Raw genomic sequence first — 12983 nt, 5'->3', positions numbered from 1 at the left:
GAGGACAAAACACGATTTGGCCAGGGGCTACGGGAATCTTGACAATGGCTCCGTCTCTCAACGAATAGCCAATCACCGCGGGCTTCATAAAAAATGGAACAGTTGGTCGTCAATAAGATGCGACTGCCAGCTTATCGGTTCGAGGTCGCGGCGCTCCACAAGCAGGGAGGATGAGGGAGATAAGGGCCCAATGGGTGCCGCCTCGAACATCGGCTGTACGCTACCCTCTCGATGAGAGAGGATGCGGAATGCGCTTTCTTTCTCAGTGATCATCTTTTGTTTCGCAACTATTCGATGGTCACTTCCTCGGTATGGATTCGCTCGAATTTGTCACACAGCCGATCTGGAAAGCGCGAGCAACGATGTCCGGTGTGCAATCTCGCTGGTCTCCTCGTCCATATCCTCCTTGGCATGTGTGATTTATTTCTGGGGACAAGCTGGTTCTGCGATTGCAGAATCAGCTTTATTATTTACCGTCTATTCGCAATGACCTGCACATTGCAAAATTCTTTGAGCCCATCTGCGCTGAATTCAATGCCAATCCCTGAATTCTTATGACCGCTAAATGGAATATTGGGATGGACATTGATATGTTGGTTGATCCAAACCGTCCCGGCATCAAGCCGACGTGCGACTGCGTCCAGTGCCTCAGGATCTGTACCCCAAACGGAAGCTCCAAGGCCATATGGGGTCCCGTTGGCTAGGCGGACGGCTTCGTCAAGGTCCCGGTACTTGATAACCGCTCGCAATGGTCCAAAGTTTTCCCGGATTACGTAAGTCGCTTCCGCAGGCGGGTTGTCCAGGAGTGTGACAGGGAAAAACATACCTGCACCCTCTGATGGAACTTCCCCTTGATAGAGGATCGGAGCCTTCGCCTTTTGAATCTCCTCCCATGTTGTTTGCATGCGAGCGAACTGGGGGCGGTTCTGTATAGGACCCAGGGTGGTCTCGGGGTCAAACCCATCGCCGAGTTTCTGACGCTGAGCACACGTTATGAGTACTTTCGTAAGAGCTTGATACATGCTCTCGTGCACGAAAAGTCGTTTGAGCGTGACACACCCTTGGCCACTGAGTAAGAACATGCTACTAAACAGGTATTCGGCGATTGCCTGAGGATCTGCATCCGGAAGGACAATACCGGCGTCGTTCCCACCTAGCTCAAGGGTTAGGTGTTTCAGGGTTGCAGCCGCGGATGCGAAGACCTTGCGTCCTGTCTCCGAAGATCCTGTGAAGGAGACCTTCTGGAAGTCCGGGTGGGACGTCATCCAGGGGCCAAGGTCATCCCCTCCGCTGATCACATTCAAAACGCCGGGCGGAAGCATCTCACGAATGTAGTCAGCAGCTCGCAGTACCGTAAGAGGAGTAAAGACCGCAGGCTTCAGGACAACGGTGTTACCGGTCAGCAGAGCTGGCAGCACTTTTGTAAATGACAGCCAGAACGGAAGATTCCACGGACTGATCGCGGCGACAACGCCCAGTGGAACATGACGTTTTGTGATCTGTCCGACACCGGTTTCATTCCATGTCGTATCTGGCAGTTCCATCTGAAGTAACGCGGGGACATAGGTCTCGAGAATCCATTTGATCTCGAACTGCGCCATGCTATAGGGCCGGCCGTTTTCCGCTGTCAGGATCGTGCAAAGCTCATCGGTGTGAGCTTTGAGCTCTTCCATGGCATTTCGAAGAAGATCCCTTCGCTCGTTCCAGGTCTTGCTGCTCCAAAGGGGAAACGCAGCCTTTGCAGCCTGAATCGCCCGCTCGAGACCATCTTTCTGGGTGTCGGTCACGCTTGCGAGTTCTTCTCCGGTCACAGGATCGGAGATCTTTATCCGCCTGGAAGAGTCGATTCTTTGGCCGTTCACTAAATTCGGAAACCCCGCGGTCAGACGAGCCTTCTTTAGCGCTTGCTCGCGATTGGGATGGGGTATAGATGGGGAAGCTGCATTTGAGTTCATACAAAAGGTCCTTTCTCCAAACAGTTATGAGGGTGCGATTGCGTGGTGGCCAATCGTCCTAAAAACATCAGAATCCATCTGACGGTATCCCATGTTCGCTTTTATCTATTACGTTTCAATTCATCTGGAAATTTCTGCGACGGTGGTGCGATCTGCTCCAAAGGAACTCCCTACCCGACCAGCCGGAAGTGGCCCCGACGTACCCTTCGAAGCATGCCAGCGGCGTGGAGGCCGCTCGTACGCGCAAGAAGAATAAAAAATCCTTCGCCGTAAGATCGTCCTTCGCCTGCCTGATCTGGATCGGGCGAAGAACTCCGTCCCCAGCAGCCTGAGCCACCAAACTCGAGGCGGAACTATAGGTTCGCAATGGAGCAGTTCATCACCTGGTACTGTTCCGAGCCCCGCTTGGCTCTAAACCGGGCCGTGGTCCTGAGATTCCGGCTGTATCTCGAGTCTCTGGGCCTTGCGGCAGGTATCATCAACCAGAGTCTCGCCGCGGTAAGAGGTCTCGCCTACGAAGCGGCTGATTTGGGATTATTGAGTCTAGAACTGGCAGCCGGAATCAGGAGAGTCAAACAGTGAAGCAACTAGGCTCTCGGGCCGGCAACTGGCTGAACCGCGATCAGGCTCGCTTGCTTCTTGAGAAATCAGATGGCGAAAGCCTCCGTTACACACGTGACGTGGCCATGATCGCCATCCTGCTCGGATGCCGACTCCGACGAGTAGAACTGGTGTCCCTTAGGAAAGAAAACGTCCAAATCCGCCAGGGGCACACTTGGAGAAACAGGCTAACGACCGGTTTAGATGTCTGTTCTCCAGAACACTCGATTTGCGCTAAGGCCTGTTAGCGTCAGTTGAGAATTACTTCCGGCTTACCTGTGACTCGGGAATTGCTTGCGGCGTTACCATAGCGCAATCCGATTCAGTCGATAGGAAGATCATGAGCCGATCTTCTTGCCAATTCTCCTGATCTCGCCTCGAAGCCATGCATGCGCGGCATCCGTATTGACTCGCGGATGCCAGATCATCAAGTACTTGAAGCCGGTTATCTCTCCCGGCGCCTTCAGCACCTTGATTTTGCGATTTTCGGCCTCCAGTCCTGCGAATCGCCGGGGTGCGGTAAGAATCAGTTTGGTTCCAGGAATGCACCGCGTCGCAGCGCCGAAATATGGCAGGGTAATCACGGTACGACGGCGATGACCGTGCGCTGCGAGACGCTTCTCCGGTATATGTTGCGAACCTTCGACGACGTCGACGCCAATGTGTTCGGCCGCGAGATATTGCTTCAAAGTGAGTTGACGCTGGTAGGGCGCGTCCGCTGCCACAATACAGACAAGTTCCTCCTCATAGATCACTTCGGTCAGCAGCGGCGATGGCACATGGCCTTCATCCCCGATCAAGGCAAGATCGAGCCGACCGTGACTCAGGTCCTCGAAGACATCTCCTCTCCAACTTGCGAACGTGAAGCGAACCTGTCGCGCCACCGGGAGAACTTCGCGACAGAGAACGGGAGCGATGATCGAGGTCGCATTGTCTGTTGCCGCAATCCGGAAGGAACAATGTTCCGTCACCGGGTCGAAGGTCGAACCCGAGATGAGCCGATCCAATTTCGGCAACATGATCTCAAGCTCTTGAAGAACACGTTCCCCCTGCGGCGTTGGTTCGTAACCCTTTACTGTCCGTACCAGCAGATCATCGTGAAACGTATCCCGCATTCGCTGCAAGGCGCGGCTCACTGCGGGCTGGCTTAACAACAACCGCTTGGCGGCACGGGATACGTTGCGCTCCTCGGCAAGCACTGAGAAGACAACAAGGAGATTCAGGTCGGCCTGACGTAGCTGCGTTACACGCATAACGAATATTAGCACTATGCATTGGACGTATAGCGCTATCGGGTTCATTCTCTTTTTAGCGACGGACTTCAAGTTCGAAGAAGCCGCCAAAAAGGAGAACCATCATGAGAAAGACAGCTATCGTAACCGGTGCATCCCGCGGTATCGGACGTGCCATCGCTCTTCGCCTCGCCGCCGATGGATTCGGTGTCGTCGTCAACTTCGCCGGCAACACAGCCAAAGCCGAAGAGGTCGTCACCGAGATCACCAGCGCTGGAGGTCGCGCGCTCGCCATCCAGGCCGACGTTGCCAACCCGGAAGACGTCAAGCAGCTCTTCGAGAAGACCCTCAAGGCCTTCGGCCAAATCGACGTCGTCGTCAACAACGCAGGCATCATGCCTCTCTCGCCTATCGCCAAAGGCGACGTCGAAACCTTCGACAAGGTCATCGCCACCAACCTGCGCGGGACCTTCCTCGTTCTCGCCCAGGCCGCGCAACACGTTGCCGAAGGAGGCCGCATCATCGCCTTCTCCAGCAGCGTCATCGCCAGGAGACTCCCCACCTACGGCCCGTATATCGCGTCCAAAGCAGGCGTCGAAGGTCTCGTCCCTGTCCTCGCAAATGAACTTCGCGGACACAAGATCACCGTCAACGCTGTTGCCCCAGGACCCATTGCCACGCCGCTTTTCTTCGAGGGCAAGAGCGAAGAACTGATCAAGCAGACCGCCAGCATAACTCCGCTCGAGCGGCTCGGCCAGCCCGACGATATTGCCGGCGTCGTCTCCTTCTTAGCCGGACCCGATGGCGGCTGGATCAACGGGCAGATACTCCGCCCAAACGGTGGCCTCGTCTAGTTCTCAGTCCGCTCTGTAGACCCCGTTCCCAACCAATCGCAATCAAGGAGAATTGTCATGAAAAACATCATCGTCATCACTGGAGCGTCAAGCGGTTTTGGTTCCCTTGCCTCCCATGCTCTTGCCCGGGCGGGTCACACCGTCTACGCGGGTATGAGAGAAACTCGAGGTCGCAACGCCCCGCAGGTTGAGGAAGCCAATCGCTTTTCAAAAGAGCACAGCGTCGATCTGCGAACCGTAGAGATGGATGTATCCGATCAGCCCTCTGTGAATGCCGCCATCAAGGCCATTATCGAGCAGCAAGGCCGTATCGACGTGCTGATCCACAACGCGGGGCACATGGTCTTCGGGCCGGCGGAAGCCTTCACTCCCGAGCAACTCGCCGAGCTTTACGACATCAATGTGCTGAGCACACAGCGAGTCAATCGCGCGGTGCTGCCGTATTTGCGGAAACAGCGGAAGGGGCTCGTCCTCTGGGTATCGAGCAGCAGCAGTGCGGGCGGCACGCCTCCCTACCTGGCACCCTACTTCGCCTCGAAGGCAGGCATGGACGCAATGGCTGTCGTATACGCTCGCGAACTCGTCCGTTGGGGTGTCGAGACCACTATCGTCGTGCCCGGCGCGTTCACAGGCGGCACCAACCATTTCGCCCACTCCGGCCGCCCTGCAGACACCGCAGTCGTGGCCGAGTACGAAGCTGGACCCTACAAAGGCTTCGCAGACGACGTGATGAAGGGCTTTGCCTCCATCGTGCCTCCAGATGCGGATGCCTCAGCAGTCGCCGATGCGATTGTGAAGATCGTAGACACGCCATTCGGGAAACGTCCATTCAGAGTGCATGTCGACCCGACAGAGGATGGCGCAGAGGTAACCAACATGGTCATGGATCGGGTTCGTGCCGAACTGCTCCGCCGTATTGGCCTGGGAGATCTGCTGCAGGTCTCGATCTAAAAGTCGCAGGGATAAATGGGAGCACGGGCAGTGGGAAACCAAGCGCCTTCCTACTACCCGCAAAAATACCGAGCATCTCGCTCGGCATCGGGCAGGTCACCGGACATGATTGTGGTCCACATACTCCGAGCGTGCTCCCATCTGATGGTCAGCCAGAAGTTGGCCGATCCTCATCTCGGTTGACGCATAATCGCCAAGTCACTCATTTACCAGGGAAGGGAGCCCACTTGATTTCATAACACTGTCTGCTCCATTGAGGGCCGGTTAGACTCTGGAGCATCGACGACCGAAGGTTCGGGAGAAGGAGCCGAACATGATCATCATAGGAGTGGATTATCACCCAAGCGTTCAGCATATAGCGTATGTCGATACAGAGACAGGCGAGACTTGTGAACGTCGATTGAACCACAGCGGTGGAGAGGCAGAGCATTTCTATCGCGCTCTTGAACGAAGACAGGTCAGCGTGCGGGTAGGGATCGAGGCTACCGGACATGCACGCTGGTTTGAGCGGTTACTGGCGGAGTTGAAGTTCGAGCTATGGATTGGAAACGCGGCCGAGATCAAGGCGGCCCGGATACGGAAGCAGAAGACGGATCGGCAGGACGCCCTGTTGTTGCTCAAGCTGCTGGTGGAGGATCGCTTTCCGCGCCTCTGGGTCCCGAGTCCGGGGAACCGTGATCTACGCCAGTTGATCTGGCATCGGCATCGCCTGGCGCAGATGCGCACGCGGGTCATGAATCAGATCCAGGCCACGGCCATGAACGAGGGTGTACGACGCAAGAAGGCGCTGTGGAGCAAGTCCGGACGTCAGCAACTGGATTCATTGCTGCTGGCTCCATGGGCCACCCGCCGCCGCGAGGACCTGCTGGAACTGGAGGATCGATTGAACCGGACCATTGCTGAGCTCACCACCGCCATCGAGCAGGAGGCAAACAAACGGCCCGAGGTCCTGCGGCTGATGGCCCATCCCGGTGTCGGACCGATTACAGCACTGGCCTTCGTGCTGGTCATCGGGTCTCCCGATCGCTTCGCCTGCGGCAAGCAGATCGGGAGCTATCTCGGTCTCATTCCGTGTGAAGACTCCAGCGCCAACCGTCAGCGACTGGGGCACATCACCAAGCAAAGCAGTTCGCTGGTACGTCACCTGCTGACTGAGTCAGCCCAGGCTGCCGTACGCTGGGACCCCGACTGGCGACGTCGCTACGCCCATCTGAGCATGCGGCGCGACCGGCGCATCGCCAAGGTGGCGATGGCCCGCAGGCTAGCCATCAGTCTCTACTGGATGTGGAGGAGGGGATATGACTATCAACAGAGTTTGCAGTTCGGTTCGCACGCGGGAGAGCCCGGTTACAGACATGGTGTGAAGTAAATCACCGCCCACTTGATTGGGCATCCCGCTCCCTCACCAGGGCGTTCGAAGTAGTAATCATGGTCGAACGTGCGATCGGAGAGATGTTTGGGTCGGACCGAGTTCCGCCCGCCAGATTACATGCGAGCCTTCGTCATCGATAATGAATTCTTCAACCAAAGCGCTATCGAAGCAACTCCTCGGAGTTCGTGCCGTCCTGCGCTCGAAAAACGCCTTGACACCGCAGACATTGTTAGAGATGTCTGTATAGTCGCCTTGTCGGACAGATGACTTAGAGAGCTTTACTTCCGGATCACGGGCAATCCGGAAGTTACGCGGTTGTGCCTGTGAAGTCACGTTTGCGACAAGTTCAAGGTCGTAGTTTCCGAAAACTTCTGCGGTCTCAACCGGTCGAGTAAACTCCAAGCCGGTGTTGCATCGACCGGTTGAGACCGCCTCGTTTTCAAGGAACTACGGGACGCCACTTGTCCGACAAGCCGACTACACGTCCATGTAAAATGCGCGCCGTCGCTGAGTGACTTGGCGATAATGCTCCAATTGAGATTCATCCTGAGCCAAAAACGGATCGAAGTGTTAACCGAAGTCTTTGCCGGACGGCCTACGATAGCTTCCGCTGGTGGAGATAGAGATAATAGTAGGGAGATCCTGGGCATCAATGCAGGGCGAACGCGCTCACAGTACAGTCCGCGCACGCATCTCGAGAGAGCCTCTTGAGAGCTTGTTGCGCTGAGTTTTTTACACGAACAGCTTCATCATGCTCGCCTGACTGATCCAGTACCTGCGAATAAGATATCTGTGCGGCAAGATACTTCGGATCGCTGGAACCAACTGCCTGATCTAGGATGTTCAGCCCCTTCCGCATCTGTTCGAGAGCTTTCTCATTCTGGCCCGCCTGTGCATAGCTCTTGCCCAGAAGCATGTATCCCCATCCGGTAAGCATGTGCTGCTCGCCGTGAGCGGCGCGCCACAATTCAATGGCATGCGCGTACGCCGAGATGGCGGTTGTTGTGTCTTTGTTCAGAAGAGAAAGCCATCCCTGAGCGGACCAGACGGTGGCATAGAAATCCTGATCCAGGACGGACGCCAAACCTGATTCCTGAAGCGCCCGAGAAAGATACTCTTTTCCTTCGCGCCGATGTCCCCGGTTGATCTCTAGGCTTGCGAGCGTAGCACAGGATCGGGCGATATCCGAGAGATCTGACAATCCCTCGTATTCCTTGAGCGCGTCGGTTTCCATGCGCAGTGCGGTATCCGGATGCCCTGTATCGTGTGAGAGACGCGCAAAGTTATCGAGAGCGGAAGCATGATCCACCGCGCCTTCCGGGGTGTGCGAGAGGATATGAAGCGCCTTCTCGTACGCGCTCTGCGCCTGCGCCAACGCTCCCTGCTGATGATATGCGATGCCGAGCAGGAGCTGTGCGCGGCCGGACTCGCGCTCATTGAGGGCATTGGAGCGTATGAGCTCCGCGAGCGGCTCCGTCACTTCCGCATAGCGGCCTTTCAGCTCCAGCTCAGTCAGCCGGCCGAGGCGCTGCTCCGAATTCACCTGCGATAATGTCGGGTTCTTCTGCGCGGCCATTCCCGTAAATGCGGCCAGGCTCGCGCCCAAAAGCAATTGGATTGTTTTCCGCATCGACATATTATGACTATCTACAATTCTTATTGTAGATAGTCAACAATTATCTTCTTTTAAGATAGTCAAAGTCTCTTGACTATCTGCAATTCTCCTGTCGATAATTGTGGCCATGGGAAAACCAAACGATCTCGTACAAGGGACGCTGGATTTGCTGATCCTGAAAACTATCTCGCTCGACCCCAAACATGGATGGGCCATCGCGAAACGCATCCAGCAGATATCCAAAGAGGTTTTGCAGGTGCAGCAGGGATCACTCTATCCGGCGCTCTATCGCCTGGAGCAGCAGGGCTGGATCAAAGCCAAATGGGCGGAGAGCGAAAACGGACGCCAAACCAAGTTCTATTCACTGACAGCGGCCGGGCGGAAGCAGTTGGAGCACGAAACGGAAAACTGGAAACGACTTTCCGGAGCGGTGAATCTGGTCATTGAAGAAGTCTGAAAGACGCGAGGTGAAATATGGTCCGCGTTTTTGAAAAGATGCGCGTCTGGCTCTTACTGCTACTTCACCGCCAACGCACGGCCGATCGCCTCGACAGGGAGCTCCAGTTTCATCTGGAGCAGCAGATCGCCGAGAACATTGCGTCGGGCATGAACCCCCAAGAGGCCGAGCACGCGGCCATGCGGCTCTTTGGAAATTCTGCCGTGCTTCGCGACCAGATCACCGAAAAATGGTCGTGGACCTGGCTCGAAAACCTGCGCCAGGATGCAGGATATGCCCTGCGCCAGTTCCGCCGGTCTCCCAGCTTCGTACTTATCTCTGTGCTGACGCTGACGCTCGGTATCGGCGCGAACACAGCGATCTTTACGTTGATGAACTCTCTGTGGCTGCAAAGCCTTCCGGTAAAAGACCCAAACAGCCTGGTCCTCATCGGTGTGCAGGCTGACCATCCTTCGCCTGTTGCCCAGTCTCCGATGCCGGTACTCAATCTGCCGCTCATCGAATCCGTCGAGCGGCACACCCGTTCTTTTTCCGGCATCTCTGGATGGTGCGATTACGGCGCCGATCTCCTCGAAAACGATATTACGCATACCTATCCGGGAACCATTGTGAGCGGCAACATCTTCGATGTCCTCGGTGTTCGGCCGACTGCCGGACGATTGCTGACCGCGGCCGATGATCAGCCGGGCGGCGGTCCGGATGGCTGGGCCGTCGTCATCAGCCATCGTTTCTGGGTAGAGCATTATGCAGCCGACGCTTCCGTCATTGGCCGTCACGTCCACTTGAATGGATACAGCGTCACCATCGTTGGCGTAGCTCCCGAGAATTTTGCAGGAATCATGGTCTCGTCGCGCCCTGATTTCTACATGCCGCTGAATTACGAACCGGTGATGCGGCAGCGGCAGAGGGATTCGATGCTGCGCAATCCTCTCTTATTTAACCTGACGCCGATGGCGCGGCTGAAACCCGGCATCACAGTAGCTCAGGCCTCTGCCGAGTTATCGGCCGTTACGCGCCAGGTGCTGGAAGAAGTCCTGCCCGCCGTAGCCGTTCGCCAGATTCATGGTTTGCCGCCCATACATTTGATAGCGCTCCCCGGGCGTTCCGGATGGAGCTTTCTACGAATCCGCTACCGTCAGCCGCTGTTTTTGATGCAGGGATTGGTTGGCATCGTGCTGTTAATCTGCTGTGCCAATCTTGCCGGCTTGGGACTGGCACGCGCCGTCAGCCGCTCGCGCGAATTCGCGCTCCGCATCGCTCTTGGCGCCCCGCGCCCGCGTCTCATGCGGCAGGTGTTGATAGAAAGCCTGCTGCTGACTCTTCCCGGTGGATTGCTGGGATTGGGTTTTGCGTGGATGGGATGCCGCATCCTGCTGCGCCTCTTGTCTGCCGGCGCTGAAAGATTTCCGATTGCGCTCTCGATCCGTCCGGATGCAACCGTACTTACCGTCACCGCCGGGTGCGCTGTTTTTTGCGCGCTGCTTTGTGGCATAGCTCCGGCATGGATGCTCAGTCAAACAGCTCCGGAGCCTATGTTGCGCCAATCCGCAAACCGCTCCCTGCGGGCTGAAAGCAAGTGGGTGGGAAACAGCTTCGTCTGCGCGCAGATCGCGTTGTCTTTGATGCTCGTCGTGGTTGCGGGCTTGTTGAGCACGACGCTGGTTAAGCTCAGACTGGGTCATGTTGGCTTTCGCGCTGAGAATATTTCCACGGTCATGATGGATATCAGGGCTCGTTCGGAGAGAGGAACAGCACTGACGCATATCTATTGGCAAATGGCGGAACACCTGAAGGAGATGCCGGAAGTGCAGAACGCAGCCCTCGTCACAGTTCCGCCGCTATTCGGAACTGTGACGAGGGAATTCAGCACCGTGTCACATTCTGCGCAGGAGTTAAAACAACCGCTTCAGTTCAATGAAGTCGGCCAGGATTTTTTCTCTACCATGGAAATTCCTTTGCTCGCGGGCCGTGACTTCGTGAACAGTGATGCGGATGCGGATACCTGCATCGTCAGCCAGTCCGCCGCGAAGAAGATGTTTCCGAAGGCCCCGGCTCTTGGATCGACATTGCGGCAATTTCAGTTCTCGCTCGATCGAGGTGGAGCATCGGAAAGTACCTGTCGGGTGATCGGCGTCGTAGCCGATGTAAAGCTCCAGGATCTGCGAATGCCGCCTCAACCTGTCGTCTACCGGCCCATTGCCTCGGATATGGACAATCCGGGCCTGATGAATTTCGTAATCGAAGCGCGGTCACTCACGGACGCTCAGAGTTCTTACCGGAAAACGTTGCGCGACATTGCGCCGGGGAGTCCCGATTCTGAAGTGACTCTGATCACTCAGAAGATGGATGACTCGACATCGCTCGAAAGAATGCTGGCATCTCTCTCCGGATTCTTTGCCGGAATGGCGCTCCTGCTGAGCGGGGTTGGCCTGTACGGGCTATTCTCGAGGAGCATTACCCAGAGAACGACGGAGTTCGGTATTCGGATAGCCCTGGGTGCGACTCGCTTCCGTATCGTACTGCTTGTTCTGCGGCAGGTCATCATCTTGATGACAATCGGGATCGTCGCGGGAGGAGTCGCTGCGATCCTCTCTACCCGGCTGATTCGCGGCTTCCTTTATGGAGTGACCTCCAACAACCCATTCGTCCTCGCCGGTGCGGCACTGCTCCTGTGCGTCATCGCGCTCTCCGCTTCGTTGCTTCCAGTACGAAAAGTAGTTCATCTTGATCCCGTCGAAGCACTCAGGGCGGAATGAGCGATATCCGTCTATGGTGACGACGCCCTGTGAGTCTAAATGTGAGTTGATGACAACAGGGCAATGCGCTCATTGACCTCTTTAGATCGATTCAGGCCTGAGCGGAAGTGAGTGAATTGAGATTGAGGCTAGCGTTCGGTCGGTGGAAATTGTAGTCGTGCAGCCAGAGATCGAGATGTTCTTGTCGGTGGAGCGAGGTGGGATCAGAGCGGGCGTACTTCTACCGCCTTGGATGTTTTACCCGTCTTCCGGACCTGAGTGCCCCGCTCGGCGTCAAGCTCGTATTCGCTCTGCACCAGACCACTGTTATAGCAGCGCGTAGCAACGTGGCGAAGACTGATATCGCGCGGCACCGGACCGAACAACGGGATGCCCGCTCCGATCAGTACTGGCACGTGTGTGATCACCAGCCGGTCGATCAGGCCGGCCGCCAGGAATCGCTGAATGGTGATGCCGCCGTCTATATAAGCATGTTTGAGGCCGCGAGCTTTGAGCCGGGTTATGATTTCGGAGGGTTCGCCGGACATCTGCTCGACCACTCCGTCCTTGACCGATGAGAAATCGAGCGGACGGCGGCTCAGCACGACCACCGGCTTCCTGCCGTAAAACCATTTGCCGAATGTCAGCACGACTTCGAAGGTTTTGCGACCGATTACGACGACATCGACGCTCCCATAGAATTCTTCGAAACCGTGCGGCTCCTGCTCGCCAGCACGCAGAAAATCGAGCGAGTTGTCAGGCCGAGCCAGAAAGCCATCTACGCTGACTCCGCAGAATACTGAGAGCTTCATGGACCGCCTCCCGATTTAGATCAGTTGAGTCTAGCGATCCTCATTTTTCTCGTCAACAATTCGAGCTGAAGCGTCAGTTACTCCTCTAACGATCTCCTGGATTTGATGAACGTAACGGTAAGGGCAGAGAACAGTAACGCAAAAGTAGCTGTCCCCTCTTCAGCCGTCAACAAGTTATTGCTTGATATAGGCTTAGAAGCTAAAAATTAATATTTAGCCATCCACAAGATAAGAAACTCGACTTTCTAAGATTCACACTTGAGGAAATTTTGGATTGCTCGCTCTAGATGAACGGAAAGCCTGTCTGGAGACAGGGGAAATTGCAGCGCACGAGCTGGAGTTGATCGAACATAAAATCGCAGACCTCTCGAAGATGAGAAAGTCGCTCGCTCGCCTCGTG

The 12983-nt window shown here is 56.0% G+C and carries 9 protein-coding genes; 5 read left to right on the top strand and 4 right to left on the bottom strand.

Annotated elements, in window-relative coordinates; translation table 11 throughout:
* Nucleotides 1-470: 470 nt before the first annotated feature.
* Both RBB80_RS09740 and RBB80_RS09735 read right to left on the bottom strand, forming a co-directional pair.
* Nucleotides 471-1955 carry an aldehyde dehydrogenase family protein gene (locus RBB80_RS09740; protein ID WP_433968005.1) on the bottom strand — a complete coding sequence of 495 codons (1485 nt, stop codon included), beginning with the start codon at nucleotides 1953-1955 and terminating at the stop codon, nucleotides 471-473.
* A 938-nt stretch (nucleotides 1956-2893) separates the two neighbouring features.
* The gene (locus RBB80_RS09735) at nucleotides 2894-3808 is read right to left on the bottom strand and encodes a LysR family transcriptional regulator (RefSeq protein WP_433968004.1); all 915 of its coding nucleotides are present in this window, start codon (nucleotides 3806-3808) and stop codon (nucleotides 2894-2896) included.
* A 104-nt stretch (nucleotides 3809-3912) separates the two neighbouring features.
* Here RBB80_RS09735 and RBB80_RS09730 point away from each other — a divergent pair, with 104 nt between their 5' ends.
* The 3 genes from RBB80_RS09730 to RBB80_RS09720 all read left to right on the top strand — a co-directional run bounded on the left by RBB80_RS09730 (nucleotide 3913) and on the right by RBB80_RS09720 (nucleotide 6961).
* Nucleotides 3913-4641 carry an SDR family oxidoreductase gene (locus RBB80_RS09730; protein ID WP_433968003.1) on the top strand — a complete coding sequence of 243 codons (729 nt, stop codon included), beginning with the start codon at nucleotides 3913-3915 and terminating at the stop codon, nucleotides 4639-4641.
* Nucleotides 4642-4698: 57 nt separating this feature from the next.
* Nucleotides 4699-5592, top strand: a complete 894-nt coding sequence (locus RBB80_RS09725) for an SDR family oxidoreductase (protein WP_433968002.1) — start codon at nucleotides 4699-4701, stop codon at nucleotides 5590-5592.
* 313 nt (nucleotides 5593-5905) lie between these two features.
* Nucleotides 5906-6961: an IS110 family transposase gene (locus RBB80_RS09720; protein ID WP_433968001.1), complete on the top strand. Its 1056-nt coding sequence runs from the start codon at nucleotides 5906-5908 to the stop codon at nucleotides 6959-6961.
* Nucleotides 6962-7613: 652 nt separating this feature from the next.
* Here the strand turns inward: RBB80_RS09720 and RBB80_RS09715 are convergent.
* Nucleotides 7614-8594 (bottom strand): tetratricopeptide repeat protein, encoded by a 981-nt coding sequence (locus RBB80_RS09715; protein ID WP_433968000.1) that lies wholly within the window; start codon nucleotides 8592-8594, stop codon nucleotides 7614-7616.
* Nucleotides 8595-8706: 112 nt separating this feature from the next.
* Between RBB80_RS09715 and RBB80_RS09710 the strand changes: the two genes are divergently transcribed.
* Nucleotides 8707-9036: a PadR family transcriptional regulator gene (locus RBB80_RS09710; protein WP_130424907.1), complete on the top strand. Its 330-nt coding sequence runs from the start codon at nucleotides 8707-8709 to the stop codon at nucleotides 9034-9036.
* A 17-nt stretch (nucleotides 9037-9053) separates the two neighbouring features.
* Nucleotides 9054-11792: an ADOP family duplicated permease gene (locus RBB80_RS09705; protein WP_433967999.1), complete on the top strand. Its 2739-nt coding sequence runs from the start codon at nucleotides 9054-9056 to the stop codon at nucleotides 11790-11792.
* A gap of 203 nt (nucleotides 11793-11995) precedes the next feature.
* Here the strand turns inward: RBB80_RS09705 and RBB80_RS09700 are convergent, their stop codons facing one another.
* Nucleotides 11996-12583, bottom strand: coding sequence for a dihydrofolate reductase family protein (locus RBB80_RS09700; protein ID WP_433967998.1), 588 nt, complete (start codon nucleotides 12581-12583; stop codon nucleotides 11996-11998).
* Between the last annotated feature and the right edge of the window lie 400 nt (nucleotides 12584-12983).

Source organism: Tunturiibacter gelidiferens (genome assembly GCF_051013345.1).
GTDB lineage: Bacteria > Acidobacteriota > Terriglobia > Terriglobales > Acidobacteriaceae > Edaphobacter > Edaphobacter gelidiferens_A.
Note: the sequence above shows the minus strand (reverse complement) of the source record. Positions and strands in the feature narration are given on the sequence as shown.

Excerpts from the sequence above, each read along its gene's own strand:
- RBB80_RS09740 (WP_433968005.1), bottom strand. The coding sequence starts at position 1,955 with ATGAACTCAAATGCAGCTTCCCCATCTATACCCCATCCCAATCGCGAG.
- RBB80_RS09735 (WP_433968004.1), bottom strand. The coding sequence starts at position 3,808 with ATGCGTGTAACGCAGCTACGTCAGGCCGACCTGAATCTCCTTGTTGTC.
- RBB80_RS09730 (WP_433968003.1), top strand. The coding sequence starts at position 3,913 with ATGAGAAAGACAGCTATCGTAACCGGTGCATCCCGCGGTATCGGACGT.
- RBB80_RS09725 (WP_433968002.1), top strand. The coding sequence starts at position 4,699 with ATGAAAAACATCATCGTCATCACTGGAGCGTCAAGCGGTTTTGGTTCC.
- RBB80_RS09720 (WP_433968001.1), top strand. The coding sequence starts at position 5,906 with ATGATCATCATAGGAGTGGATTATCACCCAAGCGTTCAGCATATAGCG.
- RBB80_RS09715 (WP_433968000.1), bottom strand. The coding sequence starts at position 8,594 with ATGCGGAAAACAATCCAATTGCTTTTGGGCGCGAGCCTGGCCGCATTT.
- RBB80_RS09710 (WP_130424907.1), top strand. The coding sequence starts at position 8,707 with ATGGGAAAACCAAACGATCTCGTACAAGGGACGCTGGATTTGCTGATC.
- RBB80_RS09705 (WP_433967999.1), top strand. The coding sequence starts at position 9,054 with ATGGTCCGCGTTTTTGAAAAGATGCGCGTCTGGCTCTTACTGCTACTT.
- RBB80_RS09700 (WP_433967998.1), bottom strand. The coding sequence starts at position 12,583 with ATGAAGCTCTCAGTATTCTGCGGAGTCAGCGTAGATGGCTTTCTGGCT.